Annotated in this window: 12 protein-coding genes and 1 pseudogene; 10 read left to right on the top strand and 3 right to left on the bottom strand. The window is 71.1% G+C overall.

Annotation, left to right across the window (positions count from 1 at the left end; genetic code table 11):
• Positions 1-42 precede the first annotated feature (42 nt).
• On the bottom strand, positions 43-306 hold the full coding sequence (locus tag ACIQOU_RS22555; protein ID WP_003975777.1) for a WhiB family transcriptional regulator: 264 nt from the start codon (positions 304-306) through the stop codon (positions 43-45).
• A 737-nt stretch (positions 307-1,043) separates the two neighbouring features.
• Here ACIQOU_RS22555 and ACIQOU_RS22550 point away from each other — a divergent pair.
• From ACIQOU_RS22550 to ACIQOU_RS22535, 4 genes are all read left to right on the top strand, one after another.
• Complete coding sequence (locus ACIQOU_RS22550; protein ID WP_401538576.1) at positions 1,044-1,562, top strand: cysteine dioxygenase; 519 nt, start codon at positions 1,044-1,046, stop codon at positions 1,560-1,562.
• Positions 1,563-1,641: 79 nt separating this feature from the next.
• Positions 1,642-2,598 carry a 2-phospho-L-lactate transferase gene (gene cofD / locus ACIQOU_RS22545; RefSeq protein ID WP_401538575.1) on the top strand — a complete coding sequence of 319 codons (957 nt, stop codon included), beginning with the start codon at positions 1,642-1,644 and terminating at the stop codon, positions 2,596-2,598.
• A complete protein-coding gene (locus ACIQOU_RS22540; RefSeq protein WP_401538574.1) occupies positions 2,595-3,926 on the top strand; it encodes a coenzyme F420-0:L-glutamate ligase in 1,332 nt (443 codons plus the stop codon). Before cofD ends, ACIQOU_RS22540 begins: the two co-directional genes overlap by 4 nt.
• 129 nt (positions 3,927-4,055) lie before the next feature.
• Entirely contained in the window at positions 4,056-5,057 is a 1,002-nt protein-coding gene (locus tag ACIQOU_RS22535) for a DNA-3-methyladenine glycosylase family protein (protein ID WP_401538573.1), read from the top strand.
• Positions 5,058-5,440: 383 nt separating this feature from the next.
• On the opposite strand, the gene ACIQOU_RS22530 is transcribed toward ACIQOU_RS22535, so the two are convergent.
• Both ACIQOU_RS22530 and ACIQOU_RS22525 read right to left on the bottom strand, forming a co-directional pair.
• Positions 5,441-6,523 carry a sugar phosphate nucleotidyltransferase gene (locus tag ACIQOU_RS22530; protein WP_401538572.1) on the bottom strand — a complete coding sequence of 361 codons (1,083 nt, stop codon included), beginning with the start codon at positions 6,521-6,523 and terminating at the stop codon, positions 5,441-5,443.
• Between the two features lie 90 nt (positions 6,524-6,613).
• Complete coding sequence (locus ACIQOU_RS22525) at positions 6,614-8,179, bottom strand: peptidoglycan recognition protein (protein ID WP_401538571.1); 1,566 nt, start codon at positions 8,177-8,179, stop codon at positions 6,614-6,616.
• Positions 8,180-8,306: 127 nt separating this feature from the next.
• Here ACIQOU_RS22525 and ACIQOU_RS22520 point away from each other — a divergent pair, with 127 nt between their 5' ends.
• The 6 genes and pseudogenes from ACIQOU_RS22520 (at position 8,307) to ACIQOU_RS22495 (ending at position 17,554) form a co-directional block, all read left to right on the top strand.
• Positions 8,307-9,140, top strand: a complete 834-nt coding sequence (locus ACIQOU_RS22520; protein WP_401538570.1) for a TIGR03089 family protein — start codon at positions 8,307-8,309, stop codon at positions 9,138-9,140.
• A 317-nt stretch (positions 9,141-9,457) separates the two neighbouring features.
• Positions 9,458-10,577, top strand: a pseudogene (locus ACIQOU_RS22515) (LCP family protein).
• 247 nt (positions 10,578-10,824) lie between these two features.
• Positions 10,825-12,564, top strand: coding sequence for an LCP family protein (locus ACIQOU_RS22510; protein WP_401538569.1), 1,740 nt, complete (start codon positions 10,825-10,827; stop codon positions 12,562-12,564).
• Positions 12,565-12,750: 186 nt separating this feature from the next.
• A complete protein-coding gene (locus ACIQOU_RS22505; protein WP_401538568.1) occupies positions 12,751-14,415 on the top strand; it encodes an LCP family protein in 1,665 nt (554 codons plus the stop codon).
• Between the two features lie 111 nt (positions 14,416-14,526).
• Positions 14,527-15,864, top strand: a complete 1,338-nt coding sequence (locus tag ACIQOU_RS22500) for an LCP family protein (RefSeq protein ID WP_401538567.1) — start codon at positions 14,527-14,529, stop codon at positions 15,862-15,864.
• A 187-nt stretch (positions 15,865-16,051) separates the two neighbouring features.
• On the top strand, positions 16,052-17,554 hold the full coding sequence (locus ACIQOU_RS22495) for an LCP family protein (RefSeq protein ID WP_401538566.1): 1,503 nt from the start codon (positions 16,052-16,054) through the stop codon (positions 17,552-17,554).
• The last annotated feature ends 38 nt before the right edge of the window (positions 17,555-17,592 follow it).

Here is a 17,592-nt window from a genome sequence, read left to right as displayed (position 1 = left end):
TGTTCTGCGCTGTTTCGCGCGGCCTTGTTCGCGCTGTCCTGGTCAGACGGCGGCCTTCTTGAGGCGGCGCCGCTCGCGCTCGGACAAGCCGCCCCAGATGCCGAAGCGTTCGTCGTTGGCGAGGGCGTATTCAAGACATTCGGAGCGGACTTCACAGGCGAGGCAGACCTTCTTGGCCTCGCGGGTCGAGCCGCCCTTCTCGGGGAAGAAGGACTCGGGGTCGGTCTGGGCGCACAGTGCGCGCTCCTGCCAGCCGAGCTCCTCGTCCGCGTCGTCGACCAGCAGTTGCTGCACCAGCTCGGTCATGTGCGCCCCTCGTCTGTTTCGCGTCCCCGTGATGCAGCCGTCACCTGTTCCGGCTGAACGACACGAGTGAAATTACAAGTGTGCTGATCCGGGCGAGTCAAGCTGAGATCTGCTATTGAGCCCCTTATTCACTCTGCGGAACCAAGGCCATGCGGTAAGTGTTCAAATCGGCATAAACCTTGACACACGGAGAAGGCCCTCCAGGGCCACCCCTCCATGCGGGCTCCGCGCAGCGCGCGTGCGGAGCCTTGCAAAGAGGAGGACGCCCAGGGTCGCGATCCCGTTCCCGCGCACCCCTCGAAGCGCACCGGATCACCGTCGGATCACAAGTACCGCGGCGAGGGTTGCGCGCCCGGTTGTGCGCCATGTGTCCCGGCCGCCGCGCGAGCAAACCTTTCATCTTTCAGGAGAACCGGAAGAGGTGAACCATGTCCCACATTTCGGGCGTCGAGTTGACAGTGGAGGTGTGAGCCGCTGTCCTAGTGGGCATGCTCGCGAACTTGGCACTCACCTCGACCCGCCCCGCCGGGTCCCACGGTGCTGCTCGCCCTCGCTGTAGCTGTTGTTGCCGTTCCGGCTGTTGAGCCACCCGCGCTCCGGCCGCCTCTGAGTCCACCCCGACTCGGCTGCTGCTCCCCACCCGCCCCATCCAGGGCCCGCCTCTCCCGCCCGCGACCCGGGCGGACGGTATGTGATCCCAGCCAGCCCCACTCTCGCCGAGGACCCTCACCACCCCCATGAACAGCGACAACGACCTCCAGATCGCCGGCGACATCCTCGAAGTGCCGCACCTGTTGCAGCCCCCGCGCGAGCACCCGGTGACCGTCGCCGAGTTCGTCGGCCTGGCCCGTTCCCTCGCCGCCGACCGCTCCCAGTGGGCGCATCTGGTGCGCTACGACGCGACGACGCGCTGGTACCACCGGCTGCGCACCGGGCCCGGCTACGAGGTGTGGCTGCTGTCCTGGGTGCCGGGGCAGGGCAGCGGGCCGCACGACCACGGCCGGTCGTCCGGGGTGCTGACGGTCCTGGAGGGCACCCTCACCGAGCGCACGGAGCGCGGCACGCGCGCGTGGGGGGCGGGCGCGCAGCGGGTGTTCGCGCCCGGATATGTGCACGAGGTCGTCAACGACGCGCTGGAACCCGCCGTCAGCCTGCACATCTATTACCCGGGGCTCACCGAGATGCCGATGCACACCGCCCCGCACTGCGAGGCCAGGACCGAGCCGCGTTCCGAGGCCCGTCCGGTGACCGCCTGAGCCAGGAGACCGGCTGATCCGGCGGGCCCGATCCGCGACTGCCGGACGCGTTGTCAGACCCGCCTGCGAGACTTCTCCCATGCGCATTGTGGTTCTGGCAGGGGGTATCGGCGGTGCCCGGTTCCTGCGCGGTCTGAAGCGGGCCGTGCCGGACGCGGACATCACCGTCATCGGCAACACCGGGGACGACATTCACCTCTTCGGGCTGAAGGTCTGCCCGGATCTCGACACGGTGATGTACACGCTCGGCGGCGGCATCAACGAGGAGCAGGGCTGGGGGCGGGCCGAGGAGACGTTCCATCTCAAGGAGGAGCTGGCCGCGTACGGCGCCGGGCCGAGCTGGTTCGGGCTCGGCGACCGGGACTTCGCCACGCACATCGTGCGGACGCAGATGATCGCGGCGGGCTTTCCGCTCAGCGCGGTCACCGAGGCGCTGTGCGACCGCTGGCAGCCGGGCGTGAAGCTCATCCCGATGACCGACGACCGCGTGGAGACCCACGTGGCCGTCGATGTCGACGGGGAGCGCAAGGCCGTCCACTTCCAGGAGTACTGGGTGCGGCTGCGGGCGTCCGTCCCGGCCGAGGCCGTGGTGCCGGTCGGGGCCGAGCAGGCCAAGCCCGCGCCGGGGGTCCTGGAGGCGATCGCCGCGGCGGACGTCGTGCTGTTCCCGCCGTCCAACCCGGTCGTGTCCATCGGCACGATCCTCGCGGTGCCGGGGGTGCGTGAGGCGATCGCGGACGCCGGGGTGCCGGTGGTCGGCCTCTCCCCCATCGTCGGGGACGCGCCCGTGCGCGGGATGGCCGACAAGGTGCTCGCCGCGGTCGGCGTGGAGTCGACGGCCGCCGCGGTCGCCGAGCACTACGGCTCGGGACTGCTCGACGGCTGGCTCGTCGACACGGTGGACGCGGGCGTGGTCGACCGGGTCGAGGCGGCCGGTGTCCGCTGTCGCGCCGTTCCGCTGATGATGACCGATCTCGACGCGACGGCCGAGATGGCACGGGCGGCGCTGGAGCTGGCCGAGGAGGTACGGGCGTGACCGACGTGAGCGGCTGGAGCGCGGGGGACGGACCGGGCGCGTTCCGGGTGTGGGCGGTGGGCGGACTGCCCGAGGTCCGCGCGGGCGACGACCTCGCGAAGATGATCGCCGCCGCCGAGCCGGGGCTGGCCGACGGCGACGTCGTGCTCGTCACGTCGAAGATCGTGTCCAAGGCGGAGGGCCGGATCGTCGAGGCCGCCGACCGGGAGGCCGCGATCGACGCCGAGACCGTCCGGGTCGTCGCGCGGCGCGGGACGCTGCGGATCGTCGAGAACCGGCAGGGCCTGGTCATGGCCGCGGCCGGGGTCGACGCCTCCAACACCCCCGTCGGAACGGTGCTGTTGCTGCCCGTCGACCCCGACGCCTCCGCGCGCGTGATCCGCGCGGGACTGCGCGACGCCCTCGGTGTCGACGTGGGTGTCGTGGTGACCGACACGTTCGGGCGGCCGTGGCGCTCGGGGCTCACCGATGTCGCCATCGGCGCCGCCGGGGTGCGTGTCCTGGACGATCTGCGCGGCGGCACGGACGCGTACGGCAATCCGCTCGTCGCGACGATCGTGGCGACCGCCGACGAACTGGCCGCCGCCGGTGACCTCGTCAAGGGCAAGGCCGCCGGGCTGCCCGTCGCCGTGGTGCGCGGGCTGGCGCACGTCGTCGCCGAGGACCACGGCGAGGGCACCCGGGCCCTGGTGCGTGACGCGCGGGGCGACATGTTCCGGCTCGGCACCTCGGAGGCCGTGCGGCAGGCGGTGACGCAACGGCGGACGGTGCGGGCGTTCACGGACGCGCCCGTCGATCCCGGGGCGGTACGGCGGGCGGTCGACGCGGCCGTCACCGCGCCCGCGCCGCACCACACCACGCCGTGGCGGTTCGTGCTGCTGGAGTCCGAGGCGGCACGGACGCGGCTGCTCGACGCGATGCGGGACGCCTGGATTTCCGATCTGCGACGCGACGGCAAGTCCGAGGAGTCCATCGCCCGCCGGGTCCGGCGCGGTGACGTGCTGCGCAACGCGCCCTACCTGGTCGTGCCGTGCCTCGTCGCCGACGGCGCGCACCACTACGGCGACCCACGGCGGGACGCGGCCGAGCGCGAGATGTTCGTCGTCGCCACCGGTGCCGGTGTGCAGAACTTCCTCGTCGCGCTCGCCGGTGAGCAGTTGGGGTCGGCGTGGGTGTCGTCGACGATGTTCTGCCGGGACGTGGTGCGCGAGGTGCTGGAGCTGCCGGGGAACTGGGACCCGATGGGGGCGGTGGCCGTGGGGCACGCGGCGGAGGAGCCCCGGCCCCGGGCCGAGCGGGACGGTGGGGGGTTTGTCGTGGTGCGGTGAGGTCTACGGTGGGGTGATGTGGCGTGGGCTGAGGTGGTGTGGGGTGTAGGGGGAGTGCGGGGACGTCGGGGGCTTCGGCCTTGATGGCGGTGTCCGTCGGGGCATCGTTTTTGATCTTGAGGTTTTCTTGTGGCTGGTCGATTCGCTCCTCGGGCCGCCCGTACGTCCGTGCGCGGCGGGGCTGCCGGTGTGCCCCGGCAGGGCGGGGACCTCGCGGGGCGGGTGCGGACCGTGGTGCCGGAGGGGCCGGTCGATCTGGGGCTGGTGCTCGGGCCGTTGCGGCGCGGGCCCGGTGATCCCACCTTCCGGGCCACGCCAGACGGGGCCGTGTGGCGGGCCAGTCTGACGCCCGCCGGGCCCGGCACCCTGCGTGTCACCGTCGCCGCCGGTGAGGGTGTCGTGCGCGGCGAGGCCTGGGGGGCCGGGCGGGAGTGGCTGCTCGATCAACTCCCCGAGCTGCTCGGGGGCTGCGACGATCCCGGTGCCTTCGTGCCCCGGCATCGGGTCGTGGCGCATGCCTGGCATCGGCATCCCGGGTTGCGGCTGACGCGGACCGGGCTCGTGCTGGAGTCGTTGATCCCGTCCGTCCTTGAACAGAAGGTCACCACCGACGAGGCGTATCGGGCGTGGCGGTTGCTCGTACGGAAGTTCGGGGAACCGGCGCCCGGGCCTGCGGCGGGCGGGCGGATGTGGGTCATGCCGGCGCCTCGGAGCTGGGCGTTGATCCCCTCCTGGGAATGGCACCGGGCCGGCGTCGACGACAAGCGGGCGTCCACGATCCTGCGGGCCGTGCGGGTCGCCTCCCGGCTTGAGGAAGCGGTGCGGATGGACTCCGAGGACGCTCGGGCGCGGTGGGAGGTCGTGCCGGGGATCGGGCCCTGGACGTCTGCGGAGACCGTGCAGCGCAGTCATGGGGCGGCTGATGCCGTGACCGTGGGGGATCTGCATCTGCCGGGGATCGTGGGGTGGGCGCTTGCGGGGGACCGGGACGCGGATGATGCGGTGATGTTGGAGTTGCTTGAGCCTTATGCCGGGCAGCGGCATCGGGTGGCTCGGTTGGTGATGGTCGGTGGGGCGGGGGTGGGGAGGCGGGCGCCGCGTATGCGGCGGTGGGACATCGGGGCGTTGTGAGGGCGGCCCGGTGAGCCCGGCCCTCTGGGGGCGGTGCCCCCAGACCCCCCTTCGGCCCTGAACGGGCCTCGTCCTCAAACGCCGGACGGGCTGTTTTTGGTGGCCTGCGTTGCCTGGCTGGGTACAGGACCCTGGGGGCTGTGCCCCCAGACCCCCCTTCGGCCTGGACGGCCTCGTCCTCAAGCGCCGGACAGGCTGGAGCGGCTGGCCTGCGTCGATGGGCTCGGGTACAAGACCCGGGGGCTGCGCCCCCGGACCCCCCTTTCGGCCTGGACGGCCTCGTCCTCAAGCGCCGGACGGGCTGGAAGTGCCCTCACCGGGGCTCCAAAAGGTCAGGGCTTCGGGCTCCCCCAGAGGGAGCCCCCGCTGGCTAGTGCCGTGGGCTACTGATCCGAGGAGAATCTGACCGCTCCCGGGGGGATCTGGGCGTTGCACCAGACGCGCATTCCTTCTCGGAGTTCGTTGTCGTCGCCGATGATGGCGTCGTCACCGATGACGGTGTTGGTGAGGATGGAACGTTGGCCGACTCGGGCGCGGGTGCCGATGAGGGAGTCGGTGACGACGGCGCCGGGGCCGATGACGGCGCCGGGGAGGATCGTCGAGCCGAAGACGCGGGCGCCCTCGGCCACGAACGCGCCCTCGCCGACCACCGTGCCGCCGGTCAGTTTCGCGTCGGGGGCCACCGTGGCCGTCGGCAGGACGAGGCGGTCGCCGCAGCGGCCGGGGACCGCAGGGGACGGCGCCCGGCCCAGGACCAGGTCCGCCGAGCCCCGCACGAACGCGGCCGGGGTGCCCAGGTCGAGCCAGTACGTCGAGTCGACCATGCCCTGGAGGTGGGCGCCCGCGGCGAGGAGGCCGGGGAAGGTCTCCCGTTCCACCGAGACCGGGCGGCCGGTCGGGATCGTGTCGATCACCGATCTGCGGAACACGTACGCGCCCGCGTTGATCTGGTCGGTGACGATCTCCTGCGGCGTCTGCGGCTTCTCCAGGAAGGCCAGGACCCGGCCCGTCTCGTCCGTCGGGACCAGGCCGTACGCGCGCGGGTCCGTCACCTTCGTCAGGTGCAGCGACACATCCGCGCCGGTCGACTCGTGGGTGTCGACGAGCCGTCGGATGTCGAGGCCGGTGAGGATGTCGCCGTTGAAGATCAGGACCGGGTCGTCGGGGCCCGAGTGCAGGCGGGAGGCCACGTTGCGGATGGCGCCGCCGGTGCCGAGGGGTTCCTCCTCCGTGACGTACTCAAGGTGCAGGCCGAGCGAGGAGCCGTCGCCGAAGTGCGGTTCGAACACCTCGGCGAGGTACGAGGTGGCGAGGACGATGTGCTCGACGCCCGCCGCTCTCGCCCTCGCCAGCTGGTGCGTGAGGAACGGCACCCCGGCCGCGCGGACCATGGGCTTGGGGGTGTGCACCGTCAGCGGGCGCAGCCGGGTGCCCTTGCCACCGACCAGGAGGATCGCTTCTGTCACCTGTCGTCTCTGCTTCCTGACGGGACCGGCCGAACTGTCTTTCGACCGGCCAGTGTATGCAGCAGGCGACCCCCGGGTCCGGTCCGGCCGTCAGCGGCCCTGGTAGCGGGCCGCCGTTGCGCGGGTGGTGCCGAGTTTGCCGTAGAGCTGCCGGCCGGGGCACTCGGTGGCGAAGCCGTCACGGTGCCCGGAGATCACGTTGAGTCGTACGTTCTTTCCTTTTCGGTAGAGATTGCCACCGCCGGACTTGAGATATGTCTTTCCACGCGGATTGGCGCCGTAGAGACCGAGTTTCCACGCCGTGAGCCGGGAGATCGCCTTCAACGCGGCGGCGGACGGTTTGGCGGTGCCGAAACTTCCGAGAACGGCGATGCCCATGCTGTTCGTGTTGAAGCCCAGGGTGTGGGCGCCGAGGACCGCCTTCGCCACTCCCCCGGCCCGGCCCTCGTAGATGCTGCCGCACTTGTCGATCAGGAAGTTGTAGCCGATGTCGCGCCAGCGCAGGCTCTTGACGTGGTAGCGGTAGATGCCCCGGATGACGGACGGCGACTGCGCGCAGGTGTATCCGTTGCCGGTCGCCGAATGGTGCACGAACGCCGCCTTGACCTTCCCCGTGTACACGAACCGGCGTTCGCGCAGCCGTTCGTCCGCGCCCCAGCCGCGCCGGGTGACGATGCGGGGGCGGTCGCCGATGTACGGCTTCACCCGCTGGGCGTCCGTCAACTGCTTGCCGCGCAGGGTCAGCAGTTCGCGTTCCGTCTCCGCGTGGGTGAGGGCCGCGATCTCGGTGGCGCCCGGCAGGGCCAGGTCCGCGTTGGCCACGGCGGTCTGCGTCGCCTCCGCCGACTCGACCGACCCCGTCGATTCGGTTGACCCCCTCGATTCCGCCGACTCGGCCGGTCGTGCCGGTCGTGCCGGTTGGGCCGCTTGCGGTGCGGGGGCCGCGCGGGCGTCCGAAAGGGGCGGGGTGGGCGGGGCCTTGCCCGGGTCGATCAGTTCCAGGTGCAGGCCCGGGGGGAGGGGGGTCGCGGTCTCGACGGTGCGGGTGCCGCGGGCCGTCTCCTCCGTGCGGTCGGTGCGGTCGGCGCGGACGCGGGCCTCGACGGCGTTGGAGTCGCCGACCCACAGCGGGGCCGTCGCGCCTCGGACCTGGTCCGACGTGTGTTCGGTCGAACTGGGGTCGGGTGCATCGTCGTTGTGCGTCTCCAGGTCCTGCCAGCCGGACCAGACGCCGGTGTTCGTCGCGCGGGCGCGGACCTGGACCCGGCCGTGCAGGGTGGCGTCCTGGTCGTCCCAGACCACGCCGACCATCGAGAAGTGGGCCACCTCGCGGCGGGTCACGCCCTGGTCGGCGGTGGGGGCGAGGGTGCGGTCACTTCCGGTGGTGCGGTCGCGGTCCGTGGTGCGGTCGCGGTCCCTGGTGAGCGGGGTCAGGGGGAGGGACTGGGTGCTGCCGGGTAGTTCGGGTGGGTCCACCGCTCGCGTGGTGGGCGGTCCGCTCGACGCCGGGGGCGTGCTCGGCGCGGGCGCCGTTCTCGTCGCGGGTGCGGTGAGGGCCGTTCTCGTCGCGGGTGCCGCGGTCGCGGGCGGGGTCAGCGGAAGGGCCAGGGCGACCGCGCAGGTGACGCCGATCGAGGAAGCAAGGAGTCCACGCATGCCCCTGATCTTGAACAGAGTCAGACATATATGTCCATACGGGAATTGACGGGGCGTCGGGTCCGTTCCCCCGAACCGGTGGCCCGCGGCCCGGTGCGCGGGCCTCGCGGCGCGTACCCTTGCGTGGGTGAACGCCACCGATCGCACCCCTGCCGACCTGCTGCGTTCCGCGCTTGGCGCGGACCCCGGACGTCCCCTGGTGACCTTCTACGACGACGCCACCGGCGAGCGCGTGGAATTGTCCGTGGCCACCTTCGCCAATTGGGTGGCCAAGACCGCGAACCTTCTCCAGGGGGACCTTGCCGTCGAGCCCGGTGACCGGGTCGCCGTGTTGCTGCCCGCGCACTGGCAGACGGCGGTGTGGTTGCTCGCGTGCGCGTCGGTGGGGGCGGTGGCCGATGTCGGCGGGAATCCTGCGGCGGCCGATGTCGTCGTCAGTGGGCCTGACACGTTGGAGGCGGCGCGGGCGTGCCGGGGGGAGCGGGTCGCTCTTGCGCTGCGGCCGCTCGGTGGGCGGTTCCCGCAGGTTCCCGACGGGTTTGTCGACTATGCCGTCGAGGTGCCGGGGCAGGGGGATCGGTTCGCGCCGTTCTCGCCGGTCGATCCCGGGGAGGTGGCGTTGGTCGTGGGCGGGCGGGAGTTCACCGGGGGTGAGGTGGTTTCGCTGGCGGGCGGTTCTGACTCCGCGTCCGGGACGGGGGCGCGGGCGCGGGCGGGGGGTTCTGACTCCGTGTCCGGAACGGGAGCAGGGGCGGAGGGTTCTGGAGTGGGGGGTTCTGGAGTGGGGGCTCGGGTTTTGTCGGGGCTCGGGTATGACACGTGGGACGGGTTGGCGGTGGGGTTGTATACGCCGCTGGTCGGTGGGGGGTCTGTGGTGTTGTGTCGGCACCTTGAGTTGTTGAGTGAGGGGGCGTTGGCCACTCGGGTGGGGAGTGAGCGGGTTTCTGTTGTGCGGCGGTGACGGTCGTATGTCGGGTGCGGGGCGGTGGGGGCTGGGCGCGCAGTTCCCCGCGCCCCTAAAAAACAGCGGCGTGGCCCCGACGACCTCCGGCATGAGCCCCGCGCTGCTGCGGGCGCCCCGCTCGGGTGGTGACGGTTGCATGCCGGGTGCGGGGCCGTGGGGGCTGGGCGCGCAGTTCCCCGCGCCCCTAAAAACGCCTGCGTGACCCCCGCGCCCCTCCACAAGGCCCCGCCCGCCCCCTCGCCCAACGCCCCTCCCCGCGCCCCCTCACCCGCCCAGCCCAGCATCTCCGCGCTTGCCCGGCGGCGGCGGTCTCGGTGGGTTTGGGGTGGGGGGTTTGTTTGACGCTGGATGGGAACATCGGCGCTGATGAGGTGGCCGGTCGGGAGTTGGCTCGGTATGAGGAAGAGCGGCCCGGGGCGCTGGTCAAGGGGGCTCAGAACGTTCTGCTGATCGGGTCGGACTCGCGTTCCGGGGACGGCAACGGGCGGTACGGGCGGGACTCCGGGACCGAGCGGTCGGACACCACGATCCTGCTGCATCTGTCGGCGGGGCGGCAGCGGGCCACCGCGGTGTCGTTGCCGCGGGATCTCATGGTGGACGTGCCTGCCTGCCGGCGGGGCGACGGGACTACCGCCGACTCGGTGTTCTCGATGTTCTCGATGTTCAACCATGCCTTTCAGCGCGGCGGCTCGGCGTGCACGATCCGGACCGTCGAGAAGCTGACGGGCGTGCGGGTCGACCATCATGTGGTCGTCGACTTCCACGGCTTCAAGGAGACGGCGTCCGGCTCTGTCTGTCCGAGCCGATCCACGACAAGGCCGCCAGGCTGCGGCTGCCGGCGGGGAAGGTGACGTTGACCGGCGAGCAGGCGCTCGGGTACGTGCGCGCCCGCACGTCGCTCGGCGATGGCAGCGACACCGACCGGATGGAGCGCCAACAGCGGTTCCTGGGCGCGTTGGTGACCAAGGCGCAGAGCAACGGTGCGCTGTTCAACCCGGTGAAGCTGTACCCGGTGCTGGACGCGGCGACCTCGTCGCTCACCACGATCCGGGGCTGGCGCATCTGCGTGGGTTGTACGCACTCGTCCGGGGCCTGCGCGACATCCCCACCGAACAGGTGCAGTTCCTGACCGTCCCGAGGGAGTCGTACCGCTACGACTCCAACCGTGACCAACTCATGGAGTCCGAGGCGCGGAAGCCGTTCGAGCAGTTGCGCCGGGACGCCCCGGTGACCGTCGCGAAGAAAGCGCCACAGGGCATTGCGGAATCCTCCGAGAAGTCCGATCCGGATTCGGATATGAAATCGGACGGTGATGACTCGGGTGGGGAGAGTGACGGGAAGCGGGAGGGGGAGGCGGGGGGTGGGGCCTCTTCCCGCGTTTCGGCCGCGCCTACTTTTCGCGGGAACACCGCCGCCGAGGACTCCTGTAAGTAAAGCGATCGCCAAGTCGGTGAAGACTCGCCGGGAAAAAGTCCAAGGAAATGGGTGGATTGCCCAGTTGTAGGGCTGACTAATTTCCCACCGGCGTCGCTCCGCGCCGAACTGGCCGGATACTGTGAGCCGATCCGGTGCACCCGGCCGCTTGGGTCCCTTCTCGGGTCGAGCACTGCGACACCGAGACGATCCGAGCGCCGATGAAGGGGAAGGCGCCGCGTGGCCCAGACGGAGGATTCGGTAAACCGTGGACGCGCAAGGCCGTGGGCGGGCGGACAACATCGACCCCGCAGACCAGTGGGTACTCAACCCGAACACCGGTGAATACGAACTGCGACTGACTCCCTCCACTCCGCAGTCACCGGTCCCCGGACCACGTCGGTCCGCTTCGCGCGCCAAGGGTGACGCGGCCGGGCGGTCGGCGAGCGCGGGGCGGGCCTCAAGTCCCGGGCGGGCGACGGGCCGTGACGTTCCCTCACCGCGTCGGCGGGGCGGGGCGCCACCGGCGGAGGTGTCGAACCGGCGGGGCCGGCGTCCGGCGAAGAAGTCGAAGGCGAAGAAGGTCCTGCTGTGGACCGGCGGTTCCATGGCGCTGGTCCTGGTGGTCGCGGCCGTCGGCGGCTACCTCTACATCGAGCACCTCAACGACAACATCACGGCCGTCTCCGACGACGGCGCGGGCACCGGTGGCTTCAGCAAGGACAAGGCCATCAACATCCTGCTGATCGGCACCGACAAGCGCACCGGCTCCGGCAACGAGGGCTACGGCGACTCCGGCAGCGTCGGCCACGCGGACACCACGATCCTGCTGCATGTCTCCAAGGACCGTTCGAACGCGACCGCGTTGAGCATCCCGCGCGACCTGATCGTGGACGTCCCGGACTGCCCGACCACACAGGCCGACGGCTCCACGAAGGTCATCCCGGGCGACAGCGACGTCCGTTTCAACACCAGCCTCGGCCAGGACGACCGCACCCCGAGCTGCACCATGCGCACGGTCGAGGAGCTGACCGGCGTCACGCCGGACAACTTCATGGTCGCCGACTTCAACGCCGTCAAGACGCTGACGTCGGCGGTCGGCGGGGTCGACGTGTGCCTCGGCAAGGACATCAACGACGCCGACTCGCACCTCAACCTGAAGAAGGGGATGCAGCACATCTCCGGCGAGAACGCCCTCGCCTTCGTGCGCACCCGGCACTCGGTCGGGTTCGGCGGCGACCTGAGCCGGATCGCGTTGCAGCAGCAGTTCCTCAGCGCGCTGATGCGGAAGCTGAAGTCGAACGACACGCTCACCGACCCGACCAAGATGATCAAGTTGGCGGAGGCGGGCACCAAGGCGCTCACCGTCGACTCCCAGCTCGACGACATCAGCAAACTCAAGGACCTGGGCCTGGAGTTGGGCAAGCTGAACGTCAAGAACCTGACGTTCACGACGGTCCCGGTGATCGACAACCCGGCGGAGAAGGTCAAGGCGACGGTGGTGCTCGCGGCGTCCGCGCCGGAGGTCTTCAAGGCGATCCAGAACGACGTCTCCTTCTCCGCCGTCAAGAAGCAGCAGGCCAAGGCCAAGAGCGACGCGCAGGCAGCCAAGCTCAAGGGGACCAAGTCCGCCGCCTCCGAGGTCCGGGTCCGCATCCTCAACGGCGGTGCCGAGGCGGGCAGCGCCCAGGAGACCCTGAGCTGGCTCCAGAACGACGAGGACATCACCAAGTCGGAGAACGCCGGCAACGCCCCCGCCGAGCTGGCCAAGACGACCCTGGAGTACGCCCCCGACCAGGCCGACCAGGCGCGCAAGCTGGCCGACGTGATGGGTCTGTCCGGTTCCGCGATGAAGCCCGGCAAGAGCGTCACCAACTCCCAGGGCCTGCCCGCGATGACACTCACCCTCGGCAAGGACTTCCAGGGCGCCGGGGAATCCCTCACCGCGCCGACCAAGGCCCCGGATGTCGAGAAGACCACGGCGGACAAGGTCGAGTGCGCGAAGTAGCGCTCCGGACACCGCCCGAAGTCGTCTGCCAAGAAATGGTTGCGCAGTGATCCCCGAAGGCCTGCCGTACGTCTGACATGACACACGGCAGGTTTTTCATCCATGCAACGGCGTGGCCGCTCGGCATGCCTTCCGTCCCGCCGCCCTCCGGGCGCCGCCGGGGCGGCTTACGGGGAGGACGGTGACATGGCAGCGAACGGAGTCCGCGGGGACGGGGCGCGCCAGCAGGCCCGGGGCCGGAAGGCCGGCAGAGCGGCGGACGGCCGCTGGGACCGCACGGCCAAGGGCACCGCCGTTCCCACACCCAACGGCGGTGCGGCGGGCGGCGGTTCGCTCGGCGCCGGGCCTCGGCGCGGGCGCCGGGTGCTGCGGCTGTCGGCGACCGGCCTGGCCGCGCTGATCCTGGCCACCTCGGGGGCCGGGTACCTCTACTACGAGCACCTCAACGGCAACATCCAGAAGGGCGAGCGCAGCAGCGGCGACTCCAAGGCGCACCGCGCCGGGGCGAACGCGGCCGGGCAGACGCCGTTGAACATTCTGCTGATCGGGTCGGACAGCCGGAACTCCGACGCCAATGTCCGGCTCGGCGGTTCCAAGGCGAGCCGGGGCAACCCGCCGCTGGGCGATGTGCAGATGCTGATCCATCTCTCCGCCGACCGCACCAGCGCCTCCGTGGTGAGCATCCCGCGCGACACCCGGGTCGACATACCGCAGTGCGAGGACCCCGACACCGGCCACACTTATCCCGCGACCAACGGCATCATCAACGAGTCGCTGGCCCGGGGCGGCGCCGGGTGCACGCTCGCCACCTGGGAGAACCTCACCGGCGTCTATGTCGACCACTGGATGACGATCGACTTCGCCGGGGTGGTGTCGATGGCCGACGCGATCGGCGGCGTCGACGTCTGCGTCAACCAGAACGTGTGGGACCGCCCGCTGCCCGGCGTGCCCGGCGGTTCGGGCCTCAAGCTCACGGCGGGCACCAAGAAGGTCAAGGGCGAGCAGGCGTTGCAGTGGCTGCGCACCCGGCACGCGTGGGGCAGCGACCCGTTGCGGGCCCGCGCCCAGCACATGTACCTCAACTCGATGATCCGCATCCTCAAGGCGCAGAACGTCTTCACCGACTCGGGCCGGCTGATGGACCTGGCGGAGGCGGCGACGAAGTCGTTGAAGGTCTCCTCGGAGATCGGCACCGTGAAGAAGCTGTACGACCTCGGCACGCAGCTCAAGACCGTGCCGACGAACCGCATCACGATGACGACCATGCCGGCCGTCGCCGACCCGCAGGACGACGACCATCTGCTGCCCGACGGGGACCGCGCCGAGAAGATGTGGACGATGCTCCGCGACGACGTCCCCTTCGACGACCAGGGGACGGCCACGAGCGGGAAGCAGTCGGCGGCGCCCGCGAAGGCGTCGAAGGAGCCGTCGGCGGACGACGGTTCGATCGGGGTCGTCGTGCAGAACGCCACCGGGTCCGCGTCGCTCGCCCCGGTCACCGGGCGCGCGGGCACCATCGCGCAGGAGCTGGTGGGCAAGGGGTTCACGCGGGCCGGGAAGGACAGCACCGCCGGGCTCACCGAGGAGAAGACCATGGTGCGCTACCCGAGCGCCGAGCTGGAGGGTGACGCCCAGCGGGTCGCCGAGGCCCTCGGCATCCCGCTCTCCTCGGTGAAGCGGTCCACGGACGTCTCCGCCGTCACCGTCGTCGTCGGCGCCGACTGGCGTACGGGGGCGGCGTATCCGAAGGAGTCCGCGCCGAAGGCCGGTGACCTTCCGGACAACGCGGACGCCATCAACGGCTCGGACGCGAAGCAGTGCATGGACGTCTACGCGCCCTACCGGTTCTGACCTCATCGTTACCTGATCCGCAGGTAACCCCTCGGGGGGTTCGTGCGTCTGACTTGGCACGGGAGAGCCAAGTCGGGCGCAGGGGTGGGAGGCACGGAGTTGACGCAGACGGTGCGTGGTGAGGTTTCCGCGGTCGAGGACACGTCGTCACCGCGAGGCGACGGGACGCCGTCGGACGCGGGCCGGTCGTCCGACGACGCCGGTGAGGGCGGCAGACGGCGTCGGCGGCGGGCGTTGCGCTGGTCGGCGCTGGTGCTGGCGGTGGTGATATCCGGCTCGGCGGGCGCCGGTTACCTCTACTACCGGCATCTCAACGGCAATATCCGCAAGGACGCCCTGAACATCGGCGCCCACCGGGACCGGGCCGTCGCGGTCACGGCGAACGCGGCCGGGCAGACGCCGTTGAACATCCTGCTGATCGGGTCCGACGCGCGGAACTCCGCGGAGAACCAGAAACTCGGCGGTGCCCGCGACACGTACAACACCACCCCGCGCGCCGATGTGCAGATGCTGCTGCACCTGTCGGCGGACCGCACCAACATGTCGGCGGTGAGCATGCCGCGCGACACCCTCGTCGACATCCCCGAGTGCACGGACCCCGACACCGGCACCGTCTACCCGGCGCTCACCCGCACCATCACCAACGACTCCCTGGGCCGGGGCGGTCCCGGCTGCACGGTGGCGACCTGGGAGAAGCTCACCGGCGTCCACATCGACCACTTCATGATGATCGACTTCGCCGGGGTGGTGTCGATGGCCGACGCGGTCGGTGGCGTCCCGGTCTGCGTGGACGCCAACATCCACTCCCTGTCCGCCGACGGCCACGGCTCCGGCCTGAAGCTCCCCGAGGGCACCACGTCGGTCAAGGGCGTGCAGGCCCTCCAGTGGCTGCGCACCCGGTACGGCTTCGAGGACAACACCGACATCGCCCGCGCCAAGGCCCAGCACCAGTACATGAACGCCATGGTCCGCGAGTTGCGCGCCAACGCCACCCTCAGCAACCCGGGCAAGCTGCGCACCCTCGCCGAGACCGCGACCCAGGCCCTCACGGTCGACGACGGTCTCGGCACGGTCGCCCAGCTGTACGCCCTGAGCGAGGAGCTGCGGAAGGTCCCGACCGAGCGCATCACGATGACGACGATGCCCTGGGAGTACTCGACGACCGCCAGCGGCCGTGTCGTCCCCCGCCCCCACGACGCCGACCAGCTCTTCCGCCTCGTCCGCGAGGACATCGCCCTCGACGGCAAGGACCCGAAGAGCGCCCCGACGACCGTGTCGGCGACGCCCCTCACCCCTTCCGCTCCGGCCTCGCCCTCGGCCTCGGTACCGGTGTCACCCTCGGCGTCCGCTTCCGCCGGGGACGACGACACCACGCCCGACTCCGCCGAGGCCATCAACGGGTCCGACGCCACGCAGTGCATGCACGTCAACCCCGGCTACACCTGGTAGCCCGGGGCGGGCATGGTCGCAGAGGCCGAGGGGGAGCGCATCCCGGCGCGGGCGTTCGGCGGCGGTCACGTTACCGCGAACGGGGGACACGGGTGCGCGCCACGGGGGCGGGTGCGGCGGTCCGCAGATCGTATGGGCCTACGGTGCTCACGGCTTCCCCGTTCGGCCGTCGCCCGGAGGTGTCCCCTTGCCCACGCCGCCTCGGTCCGCCGCTCCGGCCCGCCCGCAGCGCCGCCCGCAGCAGCCGCCCGCGCCGCCCCGCCCGCCCCGGCCGCGGGCGCCGCGTCCCCTGCCCCCGCGCGGTCGGCCGCGCTGGGCCGTGCGGGCGGTGACGGCGCTCTCCGTCGTCGTGCTCGCCTCGGCCGGGATCGGACACGCGGTCGTCACCAGCCTGGACGCGGACATCGCCCGGGTCGACCCCTTCAAGGACATGAAGAACCGCCCCAGCGCCGGGCACGGCATGAACGTCCTGCTGGTCGGCACCGACGGCCGCGACCGGATCAGCGAGCGGGAGCGGCAGGAGTACCGGCTCGGCGGGGCGCCCTGCCACTGCACCGACACGATCATGATGGTGCACATCTCGGCGGACCGGGAGCGGGCCAGCGTGGTGAGCCTGCCGCGCGACTCCTACGCGATGACACCCGCGCACACCGACGAGACGACGGGGCAACGGCACAAGGGCCACCCCCTCAAGATCAACGCGGCGTACGCGGAGGGCGGCCCCAACCTCACCGTGCGCACGGTCGAGGACATGACGCATGTGAAGATCGACCACTATCTGGAGGTCGACTTCACCAGTTTCATGCGGACCGTCGACGTCCTCGGCGGCGTCCGGATCTGCACCAGCGAGCCCCTCAAGGACTCCTACACCGGCCTCGATCTGCCGGCCGGCACGCACACGTTGGGGGGCGGCCAGGCGCTCCAGTACGTCAGGTCCCGGCATGTCGACGGCGCCTCGGACCTCGGGCGGATGAAACGTCAGCAGCGTTTCCTGGCCGCGCTGATCGAGCGGGCGACCTCCTCGGGGGTGCTGCTGAACCCGTTGAAGTTCCGGGACGTGACGCGGGCGGTGCTCGGCTCGGTCCGCGCCGACCAGGGCTTCGGGACCGACCAACTCCTCGATCTGGGGCGGGCGATGCGGAACTTCTCGCCGTCGTCGTCGGAGTTCACGACCGTGCCGATCGGGCAGATGGCGTACGAGGTCAAGGGCATCGGCTCGACCCTGAAGTGGGACACCGCCAAGGCCGACAAGCTCTTCCAGGCGCTGCGCGAGGACCGGCCGCTCGCCGTGCACCGCCCGCCGAGCAAGGTGACGACGGTGGAGGTGGCGCCCCGCGACATCCAGGTCCAGGTGGAGAACGGCACCGGAACCAAGGGGGTCGGCAAGCGGCTGGACGCGGAGCTGGCCGCGACCGGGTTCCGCACCACCGGCGCCCCGACCGACGCCCCCGGCCGGCCCGTCGAGCGGACGGTCGTCTCCTACGACCCGCGCTGGGACCGGTCCGCCAAGTCGCTGGCGGCCGCGCTGCCCGGCAGCGAACTGCGCCAGGTCACGGGCCTTGGCCCGACCCTGAAGGTGACCGCCGGTTCCGATGCCCGGCCGGTGCGCAAGGTGCGGGCCCAGGAGGCGTACGACGGTGAGTTCGGGGTGGCGACCGGTGACCGGGTGGTGTGCGGGAAGCAGGCCTGACCCCGGCGGTCACCCGCCGGGGCCTGTCGGTCGCCCGC

Origin of the sequence: Streptomyces sp. NPDC091279, assembly GCF_044757465.1 — a bacterium.
Taxonomy (GTDB): Bacteria; Actinomycetota; Actinomycetes; order Streptomycetales; family Streptomycetaceae; genus Streptomyces.
Note: the sequence above shows the minus strand (reverse complement) of the source record. Positions and strands in the feature narration are given on the sequence as shown.

Coding starts and splice junctions, on each gene's coding strand:
- ACIQOU_RS22555 (WP_003975777.1), bottom strand. CDS start 306: ATGACCGAGCTGGTGCAGCAACTGCTGGTCGACGACGCGGACGAGGAG.
- ACIQOU_RS22550 (WP_401538576.1), top strand. CDS start 1,044: ATGAACAGCGACAACGACCTCCAGATCGCCGGCGACATCCTCGAAGTG.
- cofD (WP_401538575.1), top strand. CDS start 1,642: ATGCGCATTGTGGTTCTGGCAGGGGGTATCGGCGGTGCCCGGTTCCTG.
- ACIQOU_RS22525 (WP_401538571.1), bottom strand. CDS start 8,179: ATGCGTGGACTCCTTGCTTCCTCGATCGGCGTCACCTGCGCGGTCGCC.
- ACIQOU_RS22505 (WP_401538568.1), top strand. CDS start 12,751: ATGGCAGCGAACGGAGTCCGCGGGGACGGGGCGCGCCAGCAGGCCCGG.